35 protein-coding genes, 3 pseudogenes and 1 riboswitch are annotated in these 26,673 nt (G+C 23.6%); of the genes and pseudogenes, 23 read left to right on the plus strand and 15 right to left on the minus strand.

Annotated features, from left to right (window positions below; translation table 4 throughout):
- Positions 1 to 144: 144 nt before the first annotated feature.
- On the minus strand, positions 145 to 408 hold the full coding sequence (locus AAHH39_RS09605) for a BspA family leucine-rich repeat surface protein (RefSeq protein WP_342219346.1): 264 nt from the start codon (positions 406 to 408) through the stop codon (positions 145 to 147).
- 84 nt (positions 409 to 492) lie between these two features.
- Between AAHH39_RS09605 and AAHH39_RS09610 the strand changes: the two genes are divergently transcribed.
- From AAHH39_RS09610 to AAHH39_RS09620, 3 genes are all read left to right on the plus strand, one after another.
- Positions 493 to 999, plus strand: a complete 507-nt coding sequence (locus AAHH39_RS09610; RefSeq protein WP_342217903.1) for a transposase-like zinc-binding domain-containing protein — start codon at positions 493 to 495, stop codon at positions 997 to 999.
- On the plus strand, positions 956 to 1,111 hold the full coding sequence (locus tag AAHH39_RS09615; protein ID WP_342217904.1) for a hypothetical protein: 156 nt from the start codon (positions 956 to 958) through the stop codon (positions 1,109 to 1,111). Before AAHH39_RS09610 ends, AAHH39_RS09615 begins: the two co-directional genes overlap by 44 nt.
- Positions 1,112 to 1,344: 233 nt before the next feature.
- On the plus strand, positions 1,345 to 1,794 hold the full coding sequence (locus AAHH39_RS09620) for a hypothetical protein (RefSeq protein ID WP_342217905.1): 450 nt from the start codon (positions 1,345 to 1,347) through the stop codon (positions 1,792 to 1,794).
- Between the two features lie 69 nt (positions 1,795 to 1,863).
- Here AAHH39_RS09620 and AAHH39_RS09625 read toward each other — a convergent pair whose 3' ends face one another.
- The 3 genes from AAHH39_RS09625 to AAHH39_RS09635 form a co-directional block, all read right to left on the minus strand.
- Positions 1,864 to 2,283, minus strand: coding sequence for a BspA family leucine-rich repeat surface protein (locus tag AAHH39_RS09625; protein ID WP_342217906.1), 420 nt, complete (start codon positions 2,281 to 2,283; stop codon positions 1,864 to 1,866).
- A 152-nt stretch (positions 2,284 to 2,435) separates the two neighbouring features.
- Positions 2,436 to 4,376: a hypothetical protein gene (locus AAHH39_RS09630; RefSeq protein ID WP_342217907.1), complete on the minus strand. Its 1,941-nt coding sequence runs from the start codon at positions 4,374 to 4,376 to the stop codon at positions 2,436 to 2,438.
- A 199-nt stretch (positions 4,377 to 4,575) separates the two neighbouring features.
- A complete protein-coding gene (locus tag AAHH39_RS09635; RefSeq protein ID WP_342217908.1) occupies positions 4,576 to 4,764 on the minus strand; it encodes a hypothetical protein in 189 nt (62 codons plus the stop codon).
- Between the two features lie 238 nt (positions 4,765 to 5,002).
- On the opposite strand from AAHH39_RS09635, the gene AAHH39_RS09640 reads away from it, so the two are divergent.
- The 4 genes from AAHH39_RS09640 to AAHH39_RS09655 all read left to right on the plus strand — a co-directional run bounded on the left by AAHH39_RS09640 (position 5,003) and on the right by AAHH39_RS09655 (position 7,905).
- Entirely contained in the window at positions 5,003 to 5,962 is a 960-nt protein-coding gene (locus AAHH39_RS09640; protein WP_342217909.1) for a rolling circle replication-associated protein, read from the plus strand.
- A 213-nt stretch (positions 5,963 to 6,175) separates the two neighbouring features.
- Positions 6,176 to 6,451 (plus strand): hypothetical protein, encoded by a 276-nt coding sequence (locus AAHH39_RS09645; protein WP_342217910.1) that lies wholly within the window; start codon positions 6,176 to 6,178, stop codon positions 6,449 to 6,451.
- Between the two features lie 356 nt (positions 6,452 to 6,807).
- Positions 6,808 to 6,945 (plus strand): hypothetical protein, encoded by a 138-nt coding sequence (locus AAHH39_RS09650; protein ID WP_342217911.1) that lies wholly within the window; start codon positions 6,808 to 6,810, stop codon positions 6,943 to 6,945.
- Positions 6,946 to 7,047: 102 nt separating this feature from the next.
- Positions 7,048 to 7,905, plus strand: a complete 858-nt coding sequence (locus tag AAHH39_RS09655; RefSeq protein ID WP_342217912.1) for a hypothetical protein — start codon at positions 7,048 to 7,050, stop codon at positions 7,903 to 7,905.
- 69 nt (positions 7,906 to 7,974) lie between these two features.
- Here AAHH39_RS09655 and AAHH39_RS09660 read toward each other — a convergent pair whose 3' ends face one another.
- On the minus strand, positions 7,975 to 8,934 hold the full coding sequence (locus AAHH39_RS09660; protein WP_342217913.1) for a transposase-like zinc-binding domain-containing protein: 960 nt from the start codon (positions 8,932 to 8,934) through the stop codon (positions 7,975 to 7,977).
- A 127-nt stretch (positions 8,935 to 9,061) separates the two neighbouring features.
- Here AAHH39_RS09660 and AAHH39_RS09665 point away from each other — a divergent pair, with 127 nt between their 5' ends.
- The 8 genes from AAHH39_RS09665 (at position 9,062) to AAHH39_RS09700 (ending at position 13,892) form a co-directional block, all read left to right on the plus strand.
- The gene (locus AAHH39_RS09665) at positions 9,062 to 9,187 is read left to right on the plus strand and encodes a hypothetical protein (RefSeq protein WP_338956654.1); all 126 of its coding nucleotides are present in this window, start codon (positions 9,062 to 9,064) and stop codon (positions 9,185 to 9,187) included.
- Positions 9,188 to 9,291: 104 nt separating this feature from the next.
- Positions 9,292 to 10,530: an IS256 family transposase gene (locus tag AAHH39_RS09670; RefSeq protein WP_342219293.1), complete on the plus strand. Its 1,239-nt coding sequence runs from the start codon at positions 9,292 to 9,294 to the stop codon at positions 10,528 to 10,530.
- Between the two features lie 44 nt (positions 10,531 to 10,574).
- The gene (locus AAHH39_RS09675) at positions 10,575 to 10,802 is read left to right on the plus strand and encodes a hypothetical protein (RefSeq protein ID WP_342217914.1); all 228 of its coding nucleotides are present in this window, start codon (positions 10,575 to 10,577) and stop codon (positions 10,800 to 10,802) included.
- 1 nt (position 10,803) lies between these two features.
- Positions 10,804 to 11,010, plus strand: a complete 207-nt coding sequence (locus AAHH39_RS09680) for a hypothetical protein (protein ID WP_342217915.1) — start codon at positions 10,804 to 10,806, stop codon at positions 11,008 to 11,010.
- A 446-nt stretch (positions 11,011 to 11,456) separates the two neighbouring features.
- Complete coding sequence (locus AAHH39_RS09685; RefSeq protein ID WP_342217916.1) at positions 11,457 to 11,672, plus strand: hypothetical protein; 216 nt, start codon at positions 11,457 to 11,459, stop codon at positions 11,670 to 11,672.
- Positions 11,673 to 11,881: 209 nt separating this feature from the next.
- Positions 11,882 to 12,073: a hypothetical protein gene (locus tag AAHH39_RS09690; RefSeq protein ID WP_342217917.1), complete on the plus strand. Its 192-nt coding sequence runs from the start codon at positions 11,882 to 11,884 to the stop codon at positions 12,071 to 12,073.
- Between the two features lie 2 nt (positions 12,074 to 12,075).
- A complete protein-coding gene (locus tag AAHH39_RS09695) occupies positions 12,076 to 13,137 on the plus strand; it encodes a hypothetical protein (protein ID WP_342217918.1) in 1,062 nt (353 codons plus the stop codon).
- An 11-nt stretch (positions 13,138 to 13,148) separates the two neighbouring features.
- Positions 13,149 to 13,892 carry a hypothetical protein gene (locus AAHH39_RS09700; RefSeq protein ID WP_342217919.1) on the plus strand — a complete coding sequence of 248 codons (744 nt, stop codon included), beginning with the start codon at positions 13,149 to 13,151 and terminating at the stop codon, positions 13,890 to 13,892.
- Here AAHH39_RS09700 and AAHH39_RS09705 read toward each other — a convergent pair.
- Entirely contained in the window at positions 13,879 to 15,117 is a 1,239-nt protein-coding gene (locus AAHH39_RS09705; RefSeq protein ID WP_342219339.1) for an IS256 family transposase, read from the minus strand. The genes AAHH39_RS09700 and AAHH39_RS09705 overlap by 14 nt on opposite strands.
- 178 nt (positions 15,118 to 15,295) lie before the next feature.
- Here AAHH39_RS09705 and AAHH39_RS09710 point away from each other — a divergent pair, with 178 nt between their 5' ends.
- The 3 genes and pseudogenes from AAHH39_RS09710 to AAHH39_RS09720 form a co-directional block, all read left to right on the plus strand.
- Positions 15,296 to 15,433, plus strand: coding sequence for a hypothetical protein (locus AAHH39_RS09710; RefSeq protein ID WP_342217920.1), 138 nt, complete (start codon positions 15,296 to 15,298; stop codon positions 15,431 to 15,433).
- A 157-nt stretch (positions 15,434 to 15,590) separates the two neighbouring features.
- A pseudogene (locus tag AAHH39_RS09715) lies at positions 15,591 to 16,062 on the plus strand (IS5 family transposase); the annotation flags it as partial.
- A 165-nt stretch (positions 16,063 to 16,227) separates the two neighbouring features.
- Positions 16,228 to 16,551, plus strand: a pseudogene (locus tag AAHH39_RS09720) (transposase); the annotation flags it as partial.
- Here the strand turns inward: AAHH39_RS09720 and AAHH39_RS09725 are convergent.
- Both AAHH39_RS09725 and AAHH39_RS09730 read right to left on the minus strand, forming a co-directional pair.
- Positions 16,548 to 16,955 (minus strand): hypothetical protein, encoded by a 408-nt coding sequence (locus AAHH39_RS09725; protein WP_342217921.1) that lies wholly within the window; start codon positions 16,953 to 16,955, stop codon positions 16,548 to 16,550. The pseudogene AAHH39_RS09720 and the gene AAHH39_RS09725 sit on opposite strands and share 4 nt — an antisense overlap.
- Positions 16,956 to 17,031: 76 nt before the next feature.
- The gene (locus AAHH39_RS09730; RefSeq protein WP_342217922.1) at positions 17,032 to 17,718 is read right to left on the minus strand and encodes a hypothetical protein; all 687 of its coding nucleotides are present in this window, start codon (positions 17,716 to 17,718) and stop codon (positions 17,032 to 17,034) included.
- A 277-nt stretch (positions 17,719 to 17,995) separates the two neighbouring features.
- On the opposite strand from AAHH39_RS09730, the pseudogene AAHH39_RS13485 reads away from it, so the two are divergent.
- Positions 17,996 to 19,108, plus strand: a pseudogene (locus AAHH39_RS13485) (IS30 family transposase).
- Positions 19,109 to 19,343: 235 nt separating this feature from the next.
- Positions 19,344 to 19,478, plus strand: a complete 135-nt coding sequence (locus tag AAHH39_RS09740; RefSeq protein ID WP_342217924.1) for a hypothetical protein — start codon at positions 19,344 to 19,346, stop codon at positions 19,476 to 19,478.
- 460 nt (positions 19,479 to 19,938) lie between these two features.
- On the opposite strand, the gene AAHH39_RS09745 is transcribed toward AAHH39_RS09740, so the two are convergent.
- Positions 19,939 to 20,583 carry a hypothetical protein gene (locus tag AAHH39_RS09745; RefSeq protein WP_342217925.1) on the minus strand — a complete coding sequence of 215 codons (645 nt, stop codon included), beginning with the start codon at positions 20,581 to 20,583 and terminating at the stop codon, positions 19,939 to 19,941.
- A gap of 69 nt (positions 20,584 to 20,652) precedes the next feature.
- Positions 20,653 to 21,597: an IS30 family transposase gene (locus AAHH39_RS09750; RefSeq protein ID WP_342217458.1), complete on the minus strand. Its 945-nt coding sequence runs from the start codon at positions 21,595 to 21,597 to the stop codon at positions 20,653 to 20,655.
- Between the two features lie 149 nt (positions 21,598 to 21,746).
- Between AAHH39_RS09750 and AAHH39_RS09755 the strand changes: the two genes are divergently transcribed.
- Positions 21,747 to 22,301, plus strand: coding sequence for an inorganic diphosphatase (locus tag AAHH39_RS09755; protein WP_342217926.1), 555 nt, complete (start codon positions 21,747 to 21,749; stop codon positions 22,299 to 22,301).
- A 52-nt stretch (positions 22,302 to 22,353) separates the two neighbouring features.
- Positions 22,354 to 22,525: riboswitch (cobalamin riboswitch) on the plus strand.
- 3 nt (positions 22,526 to 22,528) lie between these two features.
- Here the strand turns inward: AAHH39_RS09755 and AAHH39_RS09760 are convergent.
- Positions 22,529 to 23,734, minus strand: coding sequence for an IS256 family transposase (locus AAHH39_RS09760; RefSeq protein WP_342217927.1), 1,206 nt, complete (start codon positions 23,732 to 23,734; stop codon positions 22,529 to 22,531).
- 15 nt (positions 23,735 to 23,749) lie between these two features.
- Positions 23,750 to 23,962 carry a hypothetical protein gene (locus AAHH39_RS09765; RefSeq protein ID WP_342217499.1) on the minus strand — a complete coding sequence of 71 codons (213 nt, stop codon included), beginning with the start codon at positions 23,960 to 23,962 and terminating at the stop codon, positions 23,750 to 23,752.
- 247 nt (positions 23,963 to 24,209) lie between these two features.
- Between AAHH39_RS09765 and AAHH39_RS09770 the strand changes: the two genes are divergently transcribed.
- Together AAHH39_RS09770 and AAHH39_RS09775 are read left to right on the plus strand one after the other, a co-directional pair.
- Positions 24,210 to 24,518 (plus strand): hypothetical protein, encoded by a 309-nt coding sequence (locus AAHH39_RS09770; protein ID WP_342217928.1) that lies wholly within the window; start codon positions 24,210 to 24,212, stop codon positions 24,516 to 24,518.
- On the plus strand, positions 24,473 to 24,796 hold the full coding sequence (locus tag AAHH39_RS09775; RefSeq protein ID WP_342217929.1) for a hypothetical protein: 324 nt from the start codon (positions 24,473 to 24,475) through the stop codon (positions 24,794 to 24,796). Before AAHH39_RS09770 ends, AAHH39_RS09775 begins: the two co-directional genes overlap by 46 nt.
- Positions 24,797 to 24,848: 52 nt before the next feature.
- Here AAHH39_RS09775 and AAHH39_RS09780 read toward each other — a convergent pair whose 3' ends face one another.
- The 3 genes from AAHH39_RS09780 to AAHH39_RS09790 all read right to left on the minus strand — a co-directional run bounded on the left by AAHH39_RS09780 (position 24,849) and on the right by AAHH39_RS09790 (position 26,656).
- Positions 24,849 to 25,004 (minus strand): hypothetical protein, encoded by a 156-nt coding sequence (locus AAHH39_RS09780; protein WP_342217930.1) that lies wholly within the window; start codon positions 25,002 to 25,004, stop codon positions 24,849 to 24,851.
- Between the two features lie 499 nt (positions 25,005 to 25,503).
- A complete protein-coding gene (locus AAHH39_RS09785; protein ID WP_342217931.1) occupies positions 25,504 to 25,755 on the minus strand; it encodes a hypothetical protein in 252 nt (83 codons plus the stop codon).
- Positions 25,733 to 26,656: a transposase-like zinc-binding domain-containing protein gene (locus tag AAHH39_RS09790; protein ID WP_342217932.1), complete on the minus strand. Its 924-nt coding sequence runs from the start codon at positions 26,654 to 26,656 to the stop codon at positions 25,733 to 25,735. The genes AAHH39_RS09785 and AAHH39_RS09790 overlap by 23 nt, the downstream gene beginning before the upstream one ends.
- Positions 26,657 to 26,673 lie beyond the last annotated feature (17 nt).

The following is a 26,673-nucleotide window of genomic DNA, read 5'->3' on the forward strand; positions in this document are numbered from 1 at the left end:
AAAATAAAGAAATGAGTTAAAACTTTTTAAACTTACCGTTTGTCAATATTATATGCTTTTATAAAAAACAAATATAATATTTTATTATATTATTCTAAGTTTTATTATAGTTAATTACTTAGAAATTAAATACTTTTGATCAAATTAAATAGTGTTATTAATAAAAAAGTTTTTAAATTTAGGTAATTTATTAGAATCAGAAATTGCTGAACCAACAGCAAAATGAGTGTGATCTAGTACATTGGATACATCTCACTTTGAAAGATCTTGATCAAATAATACTGAACCAGCAAACATACCAGTCATAATTCTTACATTGGATACATCTCAAGTTGATAAATCTCGATTAAATGCTAAAGTATTGGCAAATGTACCAACCATATCTTCTACACTAGATACATCTTTTAATTATGTAGAAAAGTAGTGGTATTAGTAAAATTAGCAAAAATATATTTTTATATGGTATTTTTAATATTAAAGAGGTAATTTTAAATGAATAAAAATACAGTAAAAGAAATTTTAAATAATTTGTCTGATAAAGATTTTATTGAGATTTTTAGAGAAAATAAAACTAGAATTAAACAAATTGAGAAAAAAGAAAAATTTGAAGCAGTCGAACAAAAATTCAAAGAGAAAGGGATTCAATGTCCAGATTGTAGTTCTTTTTTGTGTACTAAATATGGTAGTAAAGATTATAAGCAAAGATATAAATGTAAAAGTTGTAATATTACTTTTCATGCTTTTAAAAATCATTATTTTTATTGAAGTCATTTATCTCATGATCAATGAGATTTATTGATACAAATAGCTACTTTAGGTCAATCTGCTTACATTATTTCTCAATTTATTAATACTACAAATAAAACTGCCTGATTTAATTGTCAAAAATTTATGAAATCAACACAATTAGTAAAAACACAAAATCAATTTGTAAAATTAAAAGCTAGAATTGAAGTTGACAAAACTTTTATCAAAAAAATTCATAAAGGAAACTTTTAATTATGTAGAAAAGTATGGATGACCAAAAATTATTCATCAATTTACACTTAAAATATTATTTTTAATTAAAAATTTGTTAAAAGTAACATTATTTAGTGTAAAAATTCTCTAAAAATAACACTTTATCATGTATCATTACTTTTCTACAAAATTAAAGAAGGAAACTTTAAAGATCCAAATGATCCAAGAAAACAATGAATTGAAGAAAATGCTTTTAATTATGTAGAAAAGTATGGATGACCAAAAATTATTCATCAATTTACACTTAAAATATTATTTTTAATTAAAAATTTGTTAAAAGTAACATTATTTAGTGTAAAAATTCTCTAAAAATAACACTTTATCATGTATCATTACTTTTCTACAAAATTAAAGGAAAATGCTAAAGATTTAAATTGTTGTATTCAAATGGCAATTGATGAAAACCGAAATATCTATGCTCAAACAACAAATACTAAAAGATTAAATAAAAAATGAGTACAAGAAAACTTAACATCGAAACTTATCGAAGAAAATTCAATTATAGTTTGTGATATGCAAGTATTATATGATACAGTAGCTAAACAAACTAAATCCACTATCCAGCAGTTTAAATCAAAAGAAAATAAAGAATTAAATTATAAAAAATTAAGTAATGTCAGTAAAATACAATCAAGTTTAAAAGAATTTATTACTCATTACCATGGCATTGGATTTACCAATATTCAAAATTACCTCAATTTATGGAAATGAAAATATCAACACTACGGATTAACCCCTTATCAAAAATCCAATGTGTTATATTTCAGTTTGTAAAAAAAATAAATCCCAAAATTTAATAAAATCAAATTTTAAGTCAAGTTGATGACTTTTTTTATTTTACCACTACTTTTCTACAAAATTAAAAGACATATCTGTTACATTAGATACATTTCATTTTGACAAATCCTGATTAAATGATTTCACACGAATAAACATATAACTCAAAGATGTTATTTCTGATGGTAATTGTTTTGGAACTTCTTCAATTGTTTCTGGCATTCTAACAACTTGAATTTCACCTTGTTGATTTTTATAAAAACCAATTTGAATAACTTTTTTACTTTCTATGTCTGACAAATCAATTTCATTAGTTGTTATTTGTTTGTCATTTTTGTCAATATAAATTGTATCTTGTTGTGTTTTACTTTGAATGTAATTAGTTGTAATATTAGTTTTTTCTTCAATTGTATTTAAAATATTGATTAAATTTCCTGTGGTTGTTGCAAGTGTTAAAACACTTAATGTTGTTAATAATGATTTCATAATTAGTCCCCTTTATTTTCCCCAATAACTTTTTCTTAAATCTATAAGTTATCTATATTTTAAATTGTTTAAAGAGAAATGCAATAACTGACTTGTATATCAAGATACTTTTTAAATTAAAATATCTAATTATTGAAGAAAATTATTAAAAATTATTGACTAATATGAAATAATTTTATTTTAAAGATTTTACTTGTAAGAAAATTATCATTTTTAAATGTAATATCATAACTTTTATTATCTAAATTATTTTTAATTTTATAACTTAAAACTGCACTAACACTACCATCATCATGTTTAAATGTATTCATTGCAATATCACTTAAAGTAAAATAACTATTATTGTTAATATCAAAATATTTACTATACATATCTTTATATAAATTTTCTTGCTCCTTTAACATATTATCAAGAATACCATTATGATGTGTTTTATCAACTATTATATTTAGTAAGGAATTTAAACTACTAGTAGGAGTATTTAATCAATTAGAAAAATTTGCAAGAACACTATCTTGTTTAAAATTAGTTTCACCACCAAATTGAACACCTAATAATTGTAATATTTCTTTAGTTTTACTAATATTATCTGTTGTTGGATGATTAATAATATATTTAAGATTATTTAAAGCATTAATAAAATCTTTACTACCGAAAGTTAAATCTAAATATTTTACTAAATCTTTTAAATCAATTAATGGATTTGTTGTTAAATATTTATTAGTAAACTCAAATATTTTATTAATTGTGTCACTAATTGGAACATTTTTAATTGCTGATTCTAAACTATTAACAACTTGTTGAGGAATATCACTAATAGCTAAAATAAAAGAAAATTTCTTTTGAATCTCAGGTAATGTTCAATATGAATCATTTCATACAAAGGTAGCTTTCGCAATAATATCTTCACCAAAAGGTCCGGTCATTAAATTGGTAACTAATTTAAGCATATTATCTTTTGAAGATATTAATTCTTGAAAAATAGTTAATACTTTTTTTAGTTGAACTGTATTATTTTTAAGTGGTGTTTTGTCATCTCAAGTAATACTATCAATACCAAAAGTTGGATTAGTTAATTTTAATAGTTCACTTTTAACCATTGGTATTATTGTTTTTATTAAATAAGGTCATGCCACTGGATTTGTTAAAATCTTATTAAGAGTTTCACTAAATATAGCATTAAAATTATCAGAATTAAAACCAATAGGTCCAATACCTCAAGCATTTTTAATATTATCGCTAATCATTTCACCAATATATTTTCCTGATATTGACTTAAACATATAATTAAAATTAACACCAGCTATATATTCATAAAATTGATTTCAATTTCAATTTTTTGCTTCATCTTTAACATAGTGTCACTTTTCATGACTTGGAATATTTCAAGCTTGAGCAAATATCGCTTTCTTTGACATATAATCTTGCATTTTTTCAAAAGTAGTATTACCACTAAAATTATCTTCTTGATCTCAATCTGCTAATAATTCATCAATAGTATTAGTTATAATTGGAATATAATTAGTATAAGATAAGTAATCATTAATATTTGGTATTAAATTTTTAATATTTTTTAACATTCCATCAATCATATTAACAGTATCATCATTAGATAAAATAGAATTATTTAAATATTTTTTAAACATTGGCAATATGTCACGATAACTACGATAACTACTATAGCTATTAATATTATTAGTGATAGAATCAACTTTAGATTGATTAATACCATTACGTTGAAATAAAGACTGAATAGTATTAATACTATTACCATCTAAGTTACTAGTTCAATCATTAATAAAATCATTTCCAGTATTCTTACCTGTAAGATTATCAATTTGAATAGAAGGGGTTTGATTATACATATCATTTAATAAATTATTAGTATTAAAACCTTTATTTTTACCAATTAATAACGATTTACCAACAATAGAGGTTTCATTAGCATACTTAGTTGCTGTTTTAGTATCAATATTGTTGTTAGCAAAATTATTAATACTAATATTGTTTGTATCAATTGTGAATGCTAAAAGCGATATGCTAGAACTTAATAAAAGGCTGGTAGTAAAAAATAAATTTAATTTTCGTCTCATATTTTACACTCCATTTATAATGATTTTCTTATTATTATAAACTATTACAAAATAATGTACAGTAAATTTTATTTTTAAAAAAAATATCTACTAATAAGTTAAATTAGTAGATACTTAATACATTTTAATTATGAATTTAATTAGATATTCCGTTTTTGTTAAGTTAGGACTAATAACTAGTAAAGGAATATTTATAAATTTATGAGAAAGTATGTTTATTATGTTTTTTTGTTGTAGAAACATTAGTTTTTGGTGTAGAAGCATTAGTTTGTGTTTTATTAAAAACATGTGTTGGTTTAACTGAATGATTATTCTCTTGAGTAAAATGAGAATATTTTTTGTGTTGATGTAATTTATTATTACATTTATTAAACAAATGTTTAATCAAATGTAAGAACCTGTTTAGAATCTTTTCGAAAATAATGTAAAATGATTATATATATTAAGTAACGTTTTTGTTTTAATTAAGTAACGTTTTTGTTTTATATTAAGTAACGTTTTTGTTTTATATATTAAGTAACGTTTTTGTTTTATATTTGCTTTTATAATTTTTTATGCTAATATTTATTTGTTATTAAAATATAAAATTTGCTACTTTAAAGTAGTGTTTACACGGAGTTTTATATATGGATATTCAACAAGATTTTTATGTTAAAAAGATTTTTTATGCTTGTTATGTTAAGAATGTAGTTTTACCTATTTCTTTTTTAAATAATATTGGAAATGTTAGGGGTAAATCTTATGTTGGTAATAAACAAAAATTAAGAAATAGTACTGTTCGTACTAAGACTAATTTAATACAAAAAGCATTGCATAATTTTTATGATAGTAAAATATTGAGTTTTGTTACTTTAACATATAAAGATAATGTGCAAGATATTAAAAAAGCAAAAAAAGATATTCGTATGTTTTTTCTTAAATTAAAAAAATGATGAAATGACCCTAAACGTTTTCAAAAGTTAGGAGAATTAAAGTATTTTTATGTTTATGAATATCAATCTCGTGGTGCTATTCATTTTCATATAATTTTTAATAGAAAGGTATATAAAAGTTTGTTAGCAGAATGTTGAAGTCATGGTTTTAATGATTTAAAAGTAGTTAAAAAAGGTACAAATGAGTTTGTTATTAAATATTTAGGTAAATATGTTACAAAATCATTAGATGATGTTAAGTCTTTAAATCAAACAGATGTAGGTGTAAAGGCTTATGCTTTTAGTCGTAATTGCAAAAATCCTATTGTAGTTCGTGGAATTAAAAAAATGACAATTCAAGATATAATTAAGGCAAGTTTTAATGCAACAAATGTATTTTATTTTAAAACTCAAAGAGATAGTAACGGTGATACTGTTATGATTGGTGGTATTATTGAAAGTACTGTTGTTAATGATTATTTTAAAGAATATGAGGATTATGAAAAATATGTATATTTAAGTGCTTTATCGCATAAGCATTATTTACGAACCAGTGAAATTGGTTATTTGATTCAAAAAAATAAAGATGTTTTGACTTGGACAGAAAAAGTTTTTGGTAATAAAGTTGAAAAAATAGATTTTAAAAAAGAGTTTTACATTAGAAAAAAAACTTAATTTTTCTATAATTTTACTTGTATATATATATATATATATATATAATGGTTATTGTCAAAGTAATTTAAAGTCACCGTGTAAGATTTTACTTTACTTTGATGTTTTTTGTTTTTACTTGAATTTTATAAAAATTTATGTATATTTATAAATAAGATGGTTTACCCACATCTTAATCTGGTCTTTTGACCGTTTACACGGAGGTTAAGTATTTTTATGTTTAAAGTTCAATTAGCAAATATTGAAAAAGGGCGTATTATCCCTGATAAAAATAATAAAGGTCAAACATTAAAGTTTGATGTTTTGAAATTTGTAGAAATTAATAAGCAAACAGGTTGGGCAACTGGTCAAACACGTGATAAATGATATAACCCTGATATTATCAGTGATTTTAATAATTGTTTATCAGCTGTTGATTTAAAAGTTGGTAATTTTTATTCACTAGAATTGGATTTAAGCGGTAATATTAAAAAACTTTCTAATTGAAAATAGTTATTTATTAAAAGGGTAATTTTAAATAATTATTATAGATTAGGAGTTAATTAGACTATGGCAAAAATTAATAATTGTTCATGTGAACAAGCATTTCATTTAGCAATCTATATATGTAGACTTTGTGACCAAGTTATTTGTCCTAAGAAAGTTTTACAAAATTTATATACTAGAAAATATTATTGTCCTAATTGTATATTAGATATTGCTTTAAATAAGGCAATGAGACAACAAGAAAGTAAGTTAAATTATGAGACATAAATGTAGTGATTGAACTTATGAATCAGTATATGGTTGTGAAATTTGTTATAGATTAGCAAATGAAATGGAATTAAAAAGAAAAAGATTACGAAATAATGAAATGTAATTATTGTAGAAAAAAAGCAAGTATTGCTATTAAACAGAGATTTGAAAATGTTAATTATTATCTTTATTGTTGTCGTAAACATAGTTATAGAGAAATAATGTTTTGAAATAATATAACTAAAAAATAAAAAATTAAATAAGGGGCATATATATACTTTTTAGTGTATTTTTGCCCCTTACTCTAATTAGTATAAATATGCTCCTTATTAAATAAGTAAGGAGTTTTATTTATGCCTAATGATTTAGAGCAAACTAGTAATTATACTTTAACTAAAATTTTAAGAACTGGGTTAAGTCCATTAAGTGCTATGGTAGGAGTTAGTGCTTATTATGGTCAATATTTAAAAAGTCCAATTTTAGGTTCTATTAATTCTTTGTTATTTAGTAAAAAGTTAGCAATTGATATATGGAATATTAATCAAAGACCAACTACTAAAAATAAAGTTATTAATAGTTATAAAAAGATATTTTTAGGATTAGGAACAATTGGTTTAATTAACTATGCTAAGTTTGTTCAGTATGTAGATAAGTCTGTGTTTTTATTAAAAGATGAACCTTGTTTTTGACCACCATGTCCAACTGAATCACCAAAACCAACATATTCACCATTTACAACTGTTAAACCGATAATTGATGTTCCTTTTGTAGATTGAGATACTTATATATCTTTAAATAGTTTTGGTATAGCAAATGTTATTAGTGGTTTAACTGAGTTAATCCCTAATAGATTTCAAAATATAAGAAAGATAGCAAATATGGGTACTGGTGGATGTTTGATTAGTAGTGGTGTTGCTATGGGTATAAACAATAATTTTAATAATTATTTTGCTATTCCTACAATTATTGCCGGAGCAAGTGAGATTATTAATACTTTATTATTACAGTTAGGAAATACATATAATAACACAGAATTACAAGAAGTATTTACAGATGAAAGAGCAAGATTAATTAATGGCATTGTTAATGATTATCAAAGTACAGATGATGGTATGGTTGATGTTGATTTAAATGATGATAGTATGTCAGAGATTAATTTAGATAGAGCAAGTTTAAATTGGGACTATTCTTTTAATTATGTAGAAAAGTAGTGGTAAAATAAAAAAAGTCATCAACTTGACTTAAAATTTGATTTTATTAAATTTTGGGATTTATTTTTTTTACAAACTGAAATATAACACATTGGATTTTTGATAAGGGGTTAATCCGTAGTGTTGATATTTTCATTTCCATAAATTGAGGTAATTTTGAATATTGGTAAATCCAATGCCATGGTAATGAGTAATAAATTCTTTTAAACTTGATTGTATTTTACTGACATTACTTAATTTTTTATAATTTAATTCTTTATTTTCTTTTGATTTAAACTGCTGGATAGTGGATTTAGTTTGTTTAGCTACTGTATCATATAATACTTGCATATCACAAACTATAATTGAATTTTCTTCGATAAGTTTCGATGTTAAGTTTTCTTGTACTCATTTTTTATTTAATCTTTTAGTATTTGTTGTTTGAGCATAGATATTTCGGTTTTCATCAATTGCCATTTGAATACAACAATTTAAATCTTTAGCATTTTCTTCAATTCATTGTTTTCTTGGATCATTTGGATCTTTAAAGTTTCCTTTATGAATTTCTTTGATAAAAGTTTCGTCAATTTCAATTCTAGCTTTTAATTTTACAAATTGATTTTGTGTTTTTACTAATTGTGTTGATTTCATAAATTTTTGACGATTAAATCAGGCAGTTTTATTTGTAGTATTAATAAATTGAGAAATAATGTAAGCAGATTGACCTAAAGTAGCTATTTGTATCAATAAATCTCATTGATCATGAGATAAATGACTTCAATAAAAATAATGATTTTTAAAAGCATGAAAAGTAATATTACAACTTTTACATTTATATCTTTGCTTATAATCTTTACTACCATATTTAGTACACAAAAAAGAACTACAATCTGGACATTGAATCCCTTTCTCTTTGAATTTTTGTTCGACTGCTTCAAATTTTTCTTTTTTCTCAATTTGTTTAATTCTAGTTTTATTTTCTCTAAAAATCTCAATAAAATCTTTATCAGACAAATTATTTAAAATTTCTTTTACTGTATTTTTATTCATTTAAAATCACCTCTTTAATATTAAAAATACCATATAAAAATATATTTTTGCTAATTTTACTAATACCACTACTTTTCTACAAAATTAAAGGACTATTCTTATGCTTATACACTAGGTGGTGTTTAAAATGAAAAAAGATAAATGAAAAAATATGCCAAGACAAAAGTTACATAAGAAAAAAGCAAAGAGAAATTTTGAACAAAGATTAAGTGAAAATATGAGTTTTGATAATTTTTTAGGGGGTAAAAAATAATGGATATGAAGGCAATGTTTAGTAATCTGTGTAACTTACAAAAATAACTATGTTTAATTAATTCTAGTAAATATAATTAAATGACTAGAAAGAGTGAGTTACAGATGGCTAAAAAACAAAATATTAATAATAATGATCCAATATCAAAAGCAGTAGATTTATTATTAGAAAATACTGAAGATTTAACAACAGTTTTTAAAGAAGGGGGTTTATATAAAGAATTAACAAAACGTTTAGTTGAAAAAATGTTGAATTCTGAAATGCAAAATTATTTAGGATATGAAAAAAATCAACATAGTAATACTGAAAATGCTCGTAATGGTACAAGTTCAAAAAAATTAATAACTCAACAAGGTAAAATTGAGATTGATGTACCAAGAGATCGCAATAGTGATTTTACTCCTGTAATAGTTGCAAAAAGACAGCGAAGATTTGATGGTTTTGATCAACAAGTGCTTTCACTATATGCAAAAGGTATGACTCTATCTGACATTAGAATGCAGTTACAAGAGTTATATCATGGTGCTGATATTAGTGAAAGTGTTATTAGTCAAATTACTGATGATGTTATTGATGATGTCAAAGCATGACAAAATCGACCATTAGAAAGCGTTTATCCGATTGTTTATTTTGATTGTATAGTAGTTAAAGTTCGACAAGATAAACGGATTATTAACAAATCAGTTTATATAGCATTAGGAGTTGATTTAGAAGGTAAAAAAGATGTTTTAGGCTTATGAATTAGTGAAAATGAAGGTGCTAAATTTTGATTAGCTAATTTCACAGAAATGAAAAATCGAGGCTTAAATGATATTTTGATTGCTTGTAGTGATAATTTAACAGGCATGTCAGAAGCAATACAAGCAGTTTATCCTAAAACAGAACATCAATTATGCATTGTTCATCAAATTCGAAATAGTTTAAAATATGTTTCATACAAACATCGAAAAACTCTAGTTACAGATTTAAAACCAATTTATAGTGCATGTAGTGAAGAACAAGCAATGCAAGCTTTAGAATCATTTGAAAGTAAATGAAATAAACAATATCCCCAAATTGCTAAATCTTGATATAAAAATTGAGAAAATTTGATGATTTTTATTAGTTATCCTGCAGAAATCAAAAGAGTAATTTATACAACAAATGCTATTGAATCTGTTAATAGTCAATTACGAAAAGTTATTAGAAACAAAAAAGCTTTTCCTAATGATATGTCAGTTTTTAAAATATTTTATTTAGCAATTGAAAATATAACAAAAAAATGAACATTGCCTATTCAAAATTGAAATACAGCAATTGCTCATTTTATGATAAAATTTGAAGACAGAATTAATCTGAACTAGTACTTTGTAAAACAAAGATACACAGATTTCTAAAAAGCCTCGATATGAAAGAAATTATAAAATATGCGTTATATATTGGTGGTTTTTGCCTTATACTTTGGTTTTGTAGAAATTGAATACGTGAAGGTATACAAAGATTTAAACATAAAAAACATGTAAGAGACAATGATAGTGAACCCGATTGTGTATTTTGTCGTAAAGATTTTGAAAAGAAAAAACGTAAATTAGAAATGGAAAAACAACAAAAAGAGTTAGAGAAAGGGGGTGATTAATATGCCTGCTGGATTATTAGCATTATTAAATATGATTGGTGGTGTTGGTCAACAGTTATTAAATGCTTTTACTTATATTTTTGGTTGAGTATTTACTACTGGCGATGGTGAAACACTTACAAATTGACCAGTGTTAATTTCAATTGTATTTATAGTATTAGTATTTATCAAGCAATTTGTCGGTCATATTATCCATGGAACTCATTAGTAATTAGAAAGGAGTAAGCAAATGGTAAAGTTATTTTTTAGTTTGGTTTTTGTTTTGCCTTTATTGGGTAGACTGTTACCAGTTGTTAATACTTTGGTACAAACTATTTATATGCAGTATTTAAGTTCTTTTGCTGGGTTACACACTGTGACACTTTTTATTAAGTCGTTTTTTTATGATAGTTTATACACTTTACCTTTGCCTATTCTTGCTTTAATAAATGTTAGTTTTGTATTTTATTTAATTTTAGGATTATTTAGATTTACAAGACATTAGGATGTGAAATTATGTTTATACCTTTTATTACAACTGTTATGCAATTATTTGCTTCAATTTTTATGAAGTTTTTTAGTTTTCCACTTGGTGATTTAGGTTTTAACTTAGGTACGTTAATGATATTTTTAATTTTGCTTAGATTTGCATTTAGGGTTATTTTACCCGAATTAATGTTACCAACATTAGGATTAGGATATGCTGTTAAGTTTATTGGTAAAAGTTCTGTTTCTTTGGGTGTGGGTACTGGTCAACAAATTGCTAAGAGTTATCAAAAACGTGTTGAAAAAGCAAAAACAAAAAATAAACAACAAGGTAAATTTAAAGGTGGTGCTGGTGGTAATAAATTTACTGGTAGTTCAACTCGTGACTTTGGTATTGGTGATTAATTATGTCTAATTTTGTTCTTAGTATATTGCATTTGATTTTTATATTTTCTAGTAATGATATTGGTATATTTTTAAATCGAACTAATATTACTGATGAAGTTTATATTTTATTTAATTTAACTTTTTGGTTGGTATTAGGTGTATTTTTTAATTTTATTTATCGTAGTATTAAATTTGTTTTTAGGTCATTGTTTGGGTAGGTGTTAAGTATGAGTGTTTGAGATATTTACAATAAAATACATCAATGTATAGTTGATTATTGAACTATGTTTATAGGTAATCCAGTTGATGATTTTACTACTATTTTATGAAATTTAGTAGTTTATGGAACACAGTTTTTTATTGGATTTGTTTTATTTTATGGTTCATGGTGAATCTTAAAATGTTTATTTGGTAAATAATTATGTGATTTAAGTTTGCTAAATTGTTTTTTATTGTAAATACTTCTGTTCAAGCACCCACTAGTTTAATTGCTTCAAATGACCCTAATGTTGTTAATTATGATATTACAAAAAATATGATTAAACATATTAAATATAATAATTTTAATGATTGAGCTACCATTCCTTGAAATTCTGCTTATTTTGATGTTGATCAACCAGATTTAAAATTAGTTAGTGGTGATATTATTGGTGGTTATGATAATCATTTGAATGTTGATTATCAAAGTGATGTTGCTGGTGTTAAAAAGAAAACAGTTGATGTAGGAACTGGTGTTTATGAATTTAATAGAAATCAATTAGATGACATTTCACGGATTATGTTTAATCATAATTTTGTTGAATATGGTAAAAAAAATCGCTTTATGGTTTATAATACAAATCTTAGAATTAAGCCTTTAAATTTACGTTTTGAATTAAATTTTGAGATTGATAAACCGTTGAGTTTTTATATTCAAGGTTTTATGTTTTATTTTTATTATGAAGGTTTTTCAACATTTACTGGTGATTTTACTTTTAGTTTTTTAGATTATGAGGGTAATACAGAATATGTTTTTAAAGGGACAGTTGGTAATGATATTTATATGCAAGATTTGTATAATTTTATTTCTATGCCTATTAAAGTTCCAAATTTAAGACATTTAACTGTATTTTTTGATATTCATGGTACTACAACTTTGACAACACCACCAGATGTTCAATTTGGTCAAATTAATATTTTTTCAAGTGAAAATATAACACCAGTACCACCAAATAGTCCTTTTAACCCTGAGTATGAACGAGTGAGTTGATATGATGTTTTTGGTCATTTGCGTAATGCTTTTAGATGAGTACTTTATGGAGTTGTTGGTAAAGTTTTACCAGTAGAACCATTAAGAGAGTTTTTTACTAAACTTGATGGATTATTGAGACGTATTTTTGATGATACTATTAGTTCTGTTTTAAATGTTGATTTTACTAGTGGTTTAGAACAAGTATTAACTTTATGAGTATTTTTAAAAGCAGTTGGATTTTTAGTTGGTTAGGAGTTGAAATAATGCCTTGATATGGTTACTTACTTTTAGGAATTTTATTATTAATAATACTTTATCCATTTTTAATAACTAGAAAAAATATAAAAATATTGCAACGGGTAGGTAGTTATATTATTGCAGCCCCACCACGTACTGGTAAATCTGCTCTTGCTTGTTGTTTAGCACAAAAACATAAGGGTAGGGTAGTTAGTCCTATTCCTATTAAAATCCGTAATGAATATAGTTATCGTTGTTCTTATGATGATGTTTTTAAATTTAATTGATTAAATAGTAATTATGCTTTTAAAGAGTGTGATATGGTTGTTTTAGATGAGTTAGGTTTAAAAATTAATAGTAATGATTTGTCACTAGAATTTAAAGAAACACAAGAAAGTTTAGGTATGTTTTGTAAGTTAATAGGTCATAATTTTAATGGAATTATGTATATGATTGAACAACACCCCGATAGAATACCAAAACAAGCCCGTGAAAAAGTAGAGTATATTGTGCAAGTTAAAAGAATGCGTGTTTTATTATTTTTAGTTAAGTTTAAACTTAATATTTATACTAATGTTGATGATTATAATAAAGTTGTCTTATCAAAAAGACAAACGAAGCGAATAATTAAACGTGGTGGATTACCACCGAGTTATAGTGGTGAAACTATGACTTTTAGTTTATGATTTCCTAGGTCTTATTTACAAAGATATAAGAGGCTTTTTAGAAATCTGTGTATCTTTGTTTTACAAAGTACTAGTTCAGATTAATTCTGTCTTCAAATTTTATCATAAAATGAGCAATTGCTGTATTTCAATTTTGAATAGGCAATGTTCATTTTTTTGTTATATTTTCAATTGCTAAATAAAATATTTTAAAAACTGACATATCATTAGGAAAAGCTTTTTTGTTTCTAATAACTTTTCGTAATTGACTATTAACAGATTCAATAGCATTTGTTGTATAAATTACTCTTTTGATTTCTGCAGGATAACTAATAAAAATCATCAAATTTTCTCAATTTTTATATCAAGATTTAGCAATTTGGGGATATTGTTTATTTCATTTACTTTCAAATGATTCTAAAGCTTGCATTGCTTGTTCTTCACTACATGCACTATAAATTGGTTTTAAATCTGTAACTAGAGTTTTTCGATGTTTGTATGAAACATATTTTAAACTATTTCGAATTTGATGAACAATGCATAATTGATGTTCTGTTTTAGGATAAACTGCTTGTATTGCTTCTGACATGCCTGTTAAATTATCACTACAAGCAATCAAAATATCATTTAAGCCTCGATTTTTCATTTCTGTGAAATTAGCTAATCAAAATTTAGCACCTTCATTTTCACTAATTCATAAGCCTAAAACATCTTTTTTACCTTCTAAATCAACTCCTAATGCTATATAAACTGATTTATTAATAATCTGTTTATCTTGTCGAACTTTAACTACTATACAATCAAAATAAACAATCGGATAAACGCTTTCTAATGGTCGATTTTGTCATGTTTTGACATCATCAATAACATCATCAGTAATTTGACTAATAACACTTTCACTAATATCAGCACCATGATATAACTCTTGTAACTGCATTCTAATGTCAGATAGAGTCATACCTTTTGCATATAGTGAAAGCACTTGTTGATCAAAACCATCAAATCTTTGCTGTCTTTTTGCAACTATTACAGGAGTAAAATCACTATTGCGATCTCTTGGTACATCAATCTCAATTTTACCTTGTTGAGTTATTAATTTTTTTGAACTTGTACCATTACGAGCATTTTCAGTATTACTATGTTGATTTTTTTCATATCCTAAATAATTTTGCATTTCAGAATTCAACATTTTTTCAACTAAACGTTTTGTTAATTCTTTATATAAACCCCCTTCTTTAAAAACTGTTGTTAAATCTCCAGTATTTTCTAATAATAAATCTACTGCTTTTGATATTGGATCATTATTATTAATATTTTGTTTTTTAGCCATCTGTAACTCACTCTTTCTAGTCATTTAATTATATTTACTAGAATTAATTAAACATAGTTATTTTTGTAAGTTACACAGATTACTAAACATTGCCAGATATAATAGTCGTGCCTTAAATTATATTCATTCGTTAAAGAGTGAATTAAGTAGTATTAAAGACTATGAACAGTCACAAGGTTTGGAGTTTACTGTTGATGATATTAGAGCAGTTGGTTTAGATAAATTAGATAATATTTTACAAGATAGTAAAAAAGATGTTGTTAAGGTTCGTGGTAAACGTACTTATGATAAGAATAAAAAGTTTGTTAAGAAGTAAAATGTGTATGTATTGCTGGTGCCAACCAAGAACCTTTGGTTTGGTTGGCGGGGCGTTTACGCCCTTTGTCTCACTTTTTTAAAGTGAGTGGGGTGTGGGTGCGTAGCACCCAAGGGGCAAAGCCCCTATATACTTGATTTTAAAATAAGAGGTATATATGCATAAAAATTATCCAAGTCATGTCACCAAAGAACAATTTGAGAACATAAAATCAATTTTAGAAAATAGCAAAAAGAAAACAAAACCAAGAAGTTTAGATTTATATGAAGTATTTTGTGCAATTTTATATGTATTAAAAAGTGGTTGTCAATGAAGAATGCTACCAAAAAATTTTCCAAAATGACAAACTGTATATTATTATTTTCAAATTTGAAGTAAAAATAATGGTAAAGAACCTAGTGTATTGCAATTAATTTTAAAAAAAATTAGTTAAAAAAGTTCGTATCAATAATAATCGCAAAGAACAAACTAGTTTTTGTATAATTGATTCGCAAAGTGTTAAAAATACAGATACTACTGAAAATAAATGTTATGATGCTGGTAAAAAGATTTCAGGCATAAAACGTCATATTGTTGTTGATTCTCAAGGTTTACCACATGCAATTTACATAACCACAGCAGAAAAAACTTTTAATTATGTAGAAAAGTATGGATGACCAAAAATTATTCATCAATTTACACTTAAAATATTATTTTTAATTAAAAATTTGTTAAAAGTAACATTATTTAGTGTAAAAATTCTCTAAAAATAACACTTTATCATGTATCATTACTTTTCTACAAAATTAAAGGAAAAAACAGATCGTAATAGCGCTATAATAATGATTGAAAATGAAAAAGAAAATCTTTCTGCAGTTCAAAAAATAATAGTAGATGCTGGTTATACTGGTGAAAAATTTGCTTCTGAAATCAAAACAATCATAAATGCAAATGTTGAAGTGATAAAACGTAATGAATTACATACTTTTGTAGTATTACCAAAAAGATGAATTGTAGAACGAAGCTTTGCTTGATTAGAAAAATACAGAAGATTATGAAAAAATTGTGAAAGAAAACTAAATACTAGTTTACAAATGGTTGTTCTTTCATTTATTTCAGTTTTATTAAAAAGATTCTAAACAGGTTCTAAGGGATTTACTATACAGTGATGATGGTGACATAAAATATCAACAATATTAGTTAATAAATAATTAACATTTTTATTAGTTTCCAAATTATGTTGGATAGGTTTTTCTAAAATGCTATAAAAGGTAGGAATAATATTATTATAATTAGCGATATCTCTTTCCTGTAAATATGTTAACATTTCCAATACTTTTTTATTATTTACTAAATCATTATTACTTTTAAACTTTCTATTCTTGATAATGCTAATATGATAAGAATTTGGATCACATAAACGATATTTTATTTTCCTTGATGATTTTATTTTCTTTTTTCTTAATTTCAGAAAAAATATTATTATAAAACCAATTAAAAAAATAATACTCATGATAATAATTAAAATAACTATTAACTTCATATGTTACTCCCTAATTTTATTTTTAATTAATAAGTATTAATTTAACATTTTATTTTATAAAATAAAATACTTTTTATTAAAAATAATAACGTTTAGCAGAACCTATCTTTCTTTCAACTAAACTAAATAAGATAAAGATAAAAATAAATCTTAAAATTTCAATACCAAGTAAAATAAATAATATAACTACTGAATGATTATTAAAATTAAGAATATTATTATCATATTCATCAGGTCTTGGTAGGTTAGGACTAAAATAAAGTACTACTAAAGTTAAAGTAAAAGATAAAGTAGCAATAATCGCATTTAAGGGTACTATTACTAGACCAGCACTTACTTTTTTGATAGTATCTACTTTTAAATTTTTACTTTTATTACACAATTTAAAAAGATAGTAGTAAATAAAATAAAAAGAAACAATAAATAAAATATTAGCAATATTATCAAAGAAAATTTGAATTGGTGGATGATCACTATCTGCTAATAAATGTAATCAAGGTTCGATAATACCAATTGCTAATGTATAATATAAACCAATAATTGGTAAAGCAAAAGCAATAATTAATGAATCAAAAATTCTTAATGGTAAAATTACCCCCATAAACTGAATAGGTATTTCAATTAATGAAGAAGCAACAGCTAATCCCAATAAAATTCCTGTCAAAGTAATATTAAAAATTTGTTGTTTTGAATTAATCTTTATTTTTTTCTTTGTTTTTATATCTACTTTTTCTTTTTCTTGGTCAACACTTTTAACTATCATTATAACTTCTCCTTTTTAAAATAGGTATTTAATTAAGTAAATACTTATTTATAAAAATTATAAATTACTTTTAATTAAAAAACAAGACATTTATTAAATTTTTATAAAAACTATTAATACTACTCTAATTTAGAAAATTAATTAACAATGAAAATATCATAATAATAATTTGATAGATAATTTTTATTAAAGCCTGAATTGTAAAATTAAAAAGGACACTTATATAAAAATTAAATTGTGTTAATTCTATAATTAAGAAAAGAAAGGAATTAGCACAATGTATAAGTATCTGACTATTGAATCAATAATAGCAATAAAAGAATATAAAAGTTATGGATTTTCGATTCGTAAAATAGCAAAAGCCATTGATTATAGTAAATCAACTGTACATAGAGTTTGTAGATTATTAAATCAAAACTTATTACCATTAGAAATATTGAATAAAATTCAAAAAAATAAACAAAATGCAGGTAGAAAATTAATAATTTTAACTTTAATAGAAATTAATACTATTAATCATTTGTTAATTACTAAAAATTATGCTCTTGATATAATTGCTAATTTTTTAAAGGAAAATAAAATAAAAAGTATTTCAACAAAAACTTTATATAACATGTTTAAAACAAATCAAATGGGTTTTGATGAAAATAACTTATTGAGAAAAGGAAAAAATAAACCTCACAAACAAAAAGAAACTAGGGACAGAATTAATAATTGTAAGTCTATTCATGAAAGAAATTTAATCATTCCTAATATTAAAAATATAGAAGAATTTGGTCATTTAGAGGGTGATACTATCATTGGTAAAGATCATAAAAGTTCTATTATTACTTTAGCTGATATATGATCAAAAACCACAATTCCTTTAGCAACTAAAATAATAAATCAGAAAATATTACAAAAAGTATAATAAAATTTATTTCAAAGTTACAAAAAGGAACAGTTAAAACTATTACTTTTGATCGTGGTAAAGAATTTAGTAAATGAAAATTAATCGAAAAAAATCTTTAATTTTGTAGAAAAGTAATGATACATGATAAAGTGTTATTTTTAGAGAATTTTTACACTAAATAATGTTACTTTTAACAAATTTTTAATTAAAAATAATATTTTAAGTGTAAATTGATGAATAATTTTTGGTCATCCATACTTTTCTACATAATTAAAAAAAAATTGTAATGTTAAGATTTATTTTGCAGATCCTGGTAAACCTTGTCAAAGAGGTTTAAATGAAAATAATAATGGTATTTTAAGAAGATATTTACCAAAATCTACAGATCTATCTTCATATAAACAAAAAGATTTAAATACTATAGCATTTCAAATTAATTCTACACCCAGAAAATCACTATCTTATAAAAGACCAATAGATTTAATACAATTATTTTAAAAAACTGTCCCATTTATATTTACAATTCAGGAAATAAAAATAACAAAAACTAAAAAAATAAATTATAATATTAATCATTAATTTAAATAGTGTTAAATCCTTATATAGATATTTTCTTTAATTTTGTAGAAAAGTAATGATACATGATAAAGTGTTATTTTTAGAGAATTTTTAAACTAAATAATGTTACTTTTAACAAATTTTTAATTAAAAATAATATTTTAAGTGTAAATTGATGAATAATTTTTGGTCATCCATACTTTTCTACATAATTAAAAGATATTTTTCTGTATTAGGATTTTTATTAAATAAAATTGCTAAAAGAAAAGGAAGATTAAAAGATGGCAAAAAAAATATACACCCGAAATAAAAGAAAAAGTATTACAATATTTACAAGATGGTAAAAGTTATGGTGAAATCAAAAAAGAAACTGGCATTTCAAAAACAACAATTTGAATTTGAAAACAAAAAGCAAGAAAGAATGAATTTAAAACAAAACATTCAGTCAACTCAGCTCCAAGAGATATATTAGAAGAAGCCATCAATATTGCAGAAATAAATTGTGATAATAATAAAAATCAAAATTATAAAGAAGAATTTTTAAATCAACAGCAAGCAATAAATTTATTATCAGTAAATATTAACAAACAAATAGAAAACAACTATTTTGATAATTCAGAAGAAGATAGTGATTCAGAACGATTAGTAATTGATGAAGATTATAAAGAAGAAGTAAATATTTGAAGACCTTGAGAAGAGTCAGAAATAAAACAAAATAGTGAAGAATCTTTAGTAATAGAATTAAAAAAAGATCAATTAAAATATATTATTTAAATATTAAAATGTTGTACTAAAATTTGTACTGGCCTAACTAATAATAAATATAAAAGCAAAACTGAAGTAAATTTAATTAAATTAAATGGTACAAATACAATTCAAATCTTATCTTTAAGATCACCAGCACCATACATGTCTAAAATAAAAGCTCAATTATAAAAAGCACTAATTAATGATACTAAAATACAAGTAATAACAATTGTTGGTATTTCAATAATCATTAATCGTTTTCAAGAATTATTAGATTGTGTTTTTCAAAATGGTAATTGCTTAAATAATAATTTAAAACTACTATATAATAACAATAAAGTAATAGTACTTAACATATAAGCAAATTCACCAATTGGTTCAGCATTACCAGAAGGAAAATGAGGTAATATTAAACTTAATCAAGGAACAATAATAGCAATTAACAAACTATAAGGAAGTTTAATAATTAACAATGCAATTAAATTAATAGTATTACCAAAATCAATTTTTAAAAAAGGTAAAAAAATAGGTGGTGTTTCTAATAAGGTCATTAATGTCGTAACTGCCAATAAACTACTAATTAATGCTATCCTATGAGTAGTTAATTTTAAAGAATTATTAATATTACTTTTAAATTGTTGTCACTTTTTCTCATATTTTAAACTCATCTTTTACTCCTTAAAATACATTTATTATTTTAATTATACCTGAATTGTAAATATAAATGGGACAGTTTTTTAAAATAATTGTATTAAATCTATTGGTCTTTTATAAGATAGTGATTTTCTGGGTGTAGAATTAATTTGAAATGCTATAGTATTTAAATCTTTTTGTTTATATGAAGATAGATCTGTAGATTTTGGTAAATATCTTCTTAAAATACCATTATTATTTTCATTTAAACCTCTTTGACAAGGTTTACCAGGATCTGCAAAATAAATCTTAACATTACAATTTTTTTCGATTAATTTTCATTTACTAAATTCTTTACCACGATCAAAAGTAATAGTTTTAACTGTTCCTTTTTGTAACTTTGAAATAAATTTTATTATACTTTTTGTAATATTTTCTGATTTATTATTTTTAGTTGCTAAAGGAATTGTGGTTTTTGATCATATATCAGCTAAAGTAATAATAGAACTTTTATGATCTTTACCAATGATAGTATCACCCTCTAAATGACCAAATTCTTCTATATTTTTAATATTAGGAATGATTAAATTTCTTTCATGAATAGACTTACAATTATTAATTCTGCCCCTAGTTTCTTTTTGTTTGTGAGGTTTATTTTTTCCTTTTCTCAATAAGTTATTTTCATCAAAACCCATTCGATTTGTTTTAAACATGTTATATAAAGTTTTTGTTGAAATACTTTTTATTTTATTTTCCTTTAAAAAATTAGCAATTATATCAAGAGCATAATTTTTAGTAATTAACAAATGATTAATAGTATTAATTTCTATTAAAGTTAAAATTATTAATTTTCTACCTGCATTTTGTTTATTTTTTTGAATTTTATTCAATATTTCTAATGGTAATAAGTTTTGATTTAATAATCTACAAACTCTATGTACAGTTGATTTACTATAATCAATGGCTTTTGCTATTTTACGAATCGAAAATCCATAACTTTTATATTCTTTTATTGCTATTATTGATTCAATAGTCAGATACTTATACATTGTGCTAATTCCTTTCTTTTCTTAATTATAGAATTAACACAATTTAATTTTTATATAAGTGTCCTTTTTAATTTTACAATTCAGGATATATAAAAAAACGTTTATTTATTATATAATAAAATTAATTTTTAAAAGGAGATGAAGTATTAATGAATAAAAGTGAAAATAACATTGTGCAAATGGTAGTTGAAATTCCCAAAGGATCAAGTAATAAATATGAATATGATTGAAAATCTAAAACTATGATATTAGATCGTGTTCTTTATGGTGCTAATTTTTATCCCAGTGAATATGGATATATTCCTGAAACTTTAGATTACGATGGTGATCCTTTAGATATTATTAGTTTAATTACTTATCCAACTTTCCCTGGTTGCTTAGTAGAAGTTAGAATTTTAGGAATGATTAAAATGATTGACGGTGGTGAAGTTGATACTAAATTATTTGGTGTTGTTAATTCTGATCCACGCTTTAATGAGTATCAAGATCTAAAAGATGTACCACAACATTTACGTGATGAAATTGTTAATTTCTTTCTACAATATAAAGAATTACAAAAAAAGAAAGTCATAATTGAAGGTTGAGGTAACTTAAAAGAAGCATTAACTGAACTTACAACATGTAAAAATATATTTAAACAATATCAAAATGAAATGAATAATTTACCAAAAGCACAATTAGTGTCATTATTAAACAAAAAATAAACAAAAAGTATAATATATTTTTAATATATTAAATCATTTATCCTTAAATACAACTGAATAAAATTAAATAGATGAACAACTGTTCATAAAAGGGAATTAAGTAATCTTAAGCTGCCCCAGCAACTGTGATACTGATAAAAGTTACATAATCCATTGAAATCAAAGATTTTGAGAAGGGTAACAAGTGAGGCTTTTTAGAAATCTGTGTATCTTTGTTTTACAAAGTACTAGTTCAGATTAATTCTATCTTCAAATTTTATCATAAAATGAGCAATTGCTGTATTTCAATTTTGAATAGGCAATGTTCATTTTTTTGTTATATTTTCAATTGCTAAATAAAATATTTTAAAAACTGACATATCATTAGGAAAAGCTTTTTTGTTTCTAATAACTTTTCGTAATTGACTATTAACAGATTCAATAGCATTTGTTGTATAAATTACTCTTTTGATTTCTGCAGGATAACTAATAAAAATCATCAAATTTTCTCAATTTTTATATCAAGATTTAGCAATTTGGGGATATTGTTTATTTCATTTACTTTCAAATGATTCTAAAGCTTGCATTGCTTGTTCTTCACTACATGCACTATAAATTGGTTTTAAATCTGTAACTAGAGTTTTTCGATGTTTGTATGAAACATATTTTAAACTATTTCGAATTTGATGAACAATGCATAATTGATGTTCTGTTTTAGGATAAACTGCTTGTATTGCTTCTGACATGCCTGTTAAATTATCACTACAAGCAATCAAAATATCATTTAAGCCTCGATTTTTCATTTCTGTGAAATTAGCTAATCAAAATTTAGCACCTTCATTTTCACTAATTCATAAGCCTAAAACATCTTTTTTACCTTCTAAATCAACTCCTAATGCTATATAAACTGATTTATTAATAATCCGTTTATCTTGTCGAACTTTAACTACTATACAATCAAAATAAACAATCGGATAAACGCTTTCTAATGGTCGATTTTGTCATGCTTTGACATCATCAATAACATCATCAGTAATTTGACTAATAACACTTTCACTAATATCAGCACCATGATATAACTCTTGTAACTGCATTCTAATGTCAGATAGAGTCATACCTTTTGCATATAGTGAAAGCACTTGTTGATCAAAACCATCAAATCTTCGCTGTCTTTTTGCAACTATTACAGGAGTAAAATCACTATTGCGATCTCTTGGTACATCAATCTCAATTTTACCTTGTTGAGTTATTAATTTTTTTGAACTTGTACCATTACGAGCATTTTCAGTATTACTATGTTGATTTTTTTCATATCCTAAATAATTTTGCATTTCAGAATTCAACATTTTTTCAACTAAACGTTTTGTTAATTCTTTATATAAACCCCCTTCTTTAAAAACTGTTGTTAAATCTTCAGTATTTTCCTTTAATTTTGTAGAAAAGTAATGATACATGATAAAGTGTTATTTTTAGAGAATTTTTACACTAAATAATGTTACTTTTAACAAATTTTTAATTAAAAATAATATTTTAAGTGTAAATTGATGAATAATTTTTGGTCATCCATACTTTTCTACATAATTAAAAGTATTTTCTAATAATAAATCTACTGCTTTTGATATTGGATCATTATTATTAATATTTTGTTTTTTAGCCATCTGTAACTCACTCTTTCTAGTCATTTAATTATATTTACTAGAATTAATTAAACATAGTTATTTTTGTAAGTTACACAGATTACTAAACATTGCCTAACAAGTAAAATGAAGTTAAGCCAGTAGACCTATCTATTTAATACTATTAAACTAATCTCTGGGTGCAGATAACAGTTATATAATTTTAATTGATGTTTTATCTCCGATTAGTATAACTAAACCACCTTTATGAGGTGGTTTTAAATTTAAAAAATAAAGAAAGCCAAGAACAAATATGAGTAACCATGTCCAAAAATTAATTCGTATCTTGATTATTCCTTCATATGCATCACTAGTCTTTGCTTTAAAAGAAGTACTAGCAATATTACCAAATATTGAAGTTGTAACTTTTCTATTAGCATTTTCAGCATTAGTTTTTCCATTATATATGTCAATTACTATTCCTTTAATTTTTGCTTCATTAGAAATTCTACTTTACGGTGGTAATAGTTGAATATTTTTATATTTTAGTATATGACCAATATTGGTAATAATAATTTGAATATTTCGTCATTTATTAAAAAGCATTGATGAATTTTTGTAATTATTACAAGTTTATGAGGTTTTACTTTTGGTACATTTGATGCTCTAATTCATTTAATATTATTTGGTAAATCCAGTTTTTATCTTTACTGATTATCTGGATTAAGTTTTGATGCTATTCATGGCATTGGTAACTTTATGTTTAGTAGTTTTCTGTATAAACCAATTATCAGTATTTGAAATAAATATTTACAATATTATATTATTATTGATAATAATATTATTGAAGAAAGCAATGATGAACAAACATCAAATAATGAATTATTAGTTGAACCATAAATATAAATTTATATTTAAATAATTAACTATTCATATAATATTATTTATATCATTAAACTGATGATGAAAAGTGTTTATTTCAATCTCTTATTGAATCTTTTTCTTCTAAATTAAATGAATTTATATATTTTTTCAAATCATCTTCTTTTGCAAATAATTCATTAAGATCTTCTTGTAATAAGTTTTGCTCATTAATTAATATTTGCATATTAGTTTTTACTATATCATATTTTTCTTTTAAATTTTCTTTTTCCCTATTGATTTTTATAAATTCATTTTTCTTTTAAATTTTCTTTTTCCCTATTGATTTTTATAAATTCATTTTTATTTTCACATAGTTCTTTTTCTGTTATTTTATTTCAATCATAAAAATCTAAAGTAATACATTTAATATAAAAATTAATTCTTGGATTTATTTTCTTTCTATTTAAATTAATAATATCTTTTCTTAATTTAGAACTTTTTGACTCTAAAGTTAAAATTTCTTAATATAATTTTACATGATTTAAAAATTAATTTTTCACATATTGGTTTTAGTAAAGAAATCTATCCACGATTGCGATTTTTTAACTTCATAAGCTTGCACACAAATTTGCTTTTTAAGTTGTGCTATTTCTGTTTCTGTTGCAAGCTTATGAAGTTAAAATATTTAATTTAGAAAAATAATTTTTGTATTTTTTTACAAAGAATTATTTTTTCTTGCTCTGTTAAATTAAATATTTTTTTAGTTTCTTTAATTCTATTTTAAAATCAAGTATTCTAGGTAATAACTCAATATAATATTTTTTCATTTTTTGATCAATTTCTTTTTCAAATATCTTAATTTTTTGCTTAGCTAAAATTTCTTTTAATTTTGTAGAAAAGTAGTGGTAAAATAAAAAAAGTCATCAACTTGACTTAAAATTTGATTTTATTAAATTTTGGGATTTATTTTTTTTACAAACTGAAATATAACACATTGGATTTTTGATAAGGGGTTAATCCGTAGTGTTGATATTTTCATTTCCATAAATTGAGGTAATTTTGAATATTGGTAAATCCAATGCCATGGTAATGAGTAATAAATTCTTTTAAACTTGATTGTATTTTACTGACATTACTTAATTTTTTATAATTTAATTCTTTATTTTCTTTTGATTTAAACTGCTGGATAGTGGATTTAGTTTGTTTAGCTACTGTATCATATAATACTTGCATATCACAAACTATAATTGAATTTTCTTCGATAAGTTTCGATGTTAAGTTTTCTTGTACTCATTTTTTATTTAATCTTTTAGTATTTGTTGTTTGAGCATAGATATTTCGGTTTTCATCAATTGCCATTTGAATACAACAATTTAAATCTTTAGCATTTTCTTCAATTCATTGTTTTCTTGGATCATTTGGATCTTTAAAGTTTCCTTTATGAATTTCTTTGATAAAAGTTTCGTCAACTTCAATTCTAGCTTTTAATTTTACAAATTGATTTTGTGTTTTTACTAATTGTGTTGATTTCATAAATTTTTGACGATTAAATCAGGCAGTTTTATTTGTAGTATTAATAAATTGAGAAATAATGTAAGCAGATTGACCTAAAGTAGCTATTTGTATCAATAAATCTCATTGATCATGAGATAAATGACTTCAATAAAAATAATGATTTTTAAAAGCATGAAAAGTAATATTACAACTTTTACATTTATATCTTTGCTTATAATCTTTACTACCATATTTAGTAGACAAAAAAGAACTACAATCTGGACATTGAATCCCTTTCTCTTTGAATTTTTGTTCGACTGCTTCAAATTTTTCTTTTTTCTCAATTTGTTTAATTCTAGTTTTATTTTCTCTAAAAATCTCAATAAAATCTTTATCAGACAAATTATTTAAAATTTCTT

This window comes from Spiroplasma endosymbiont of Amphimallon solstitiale, from assembly GCF_964030965.1.
Taxonomy (GTDB): domain Bacteria; phylum Bacillota_I; class Bacilli_A; order Mycoplasmatales; family VBWQ01; genus Spiroplasma_E.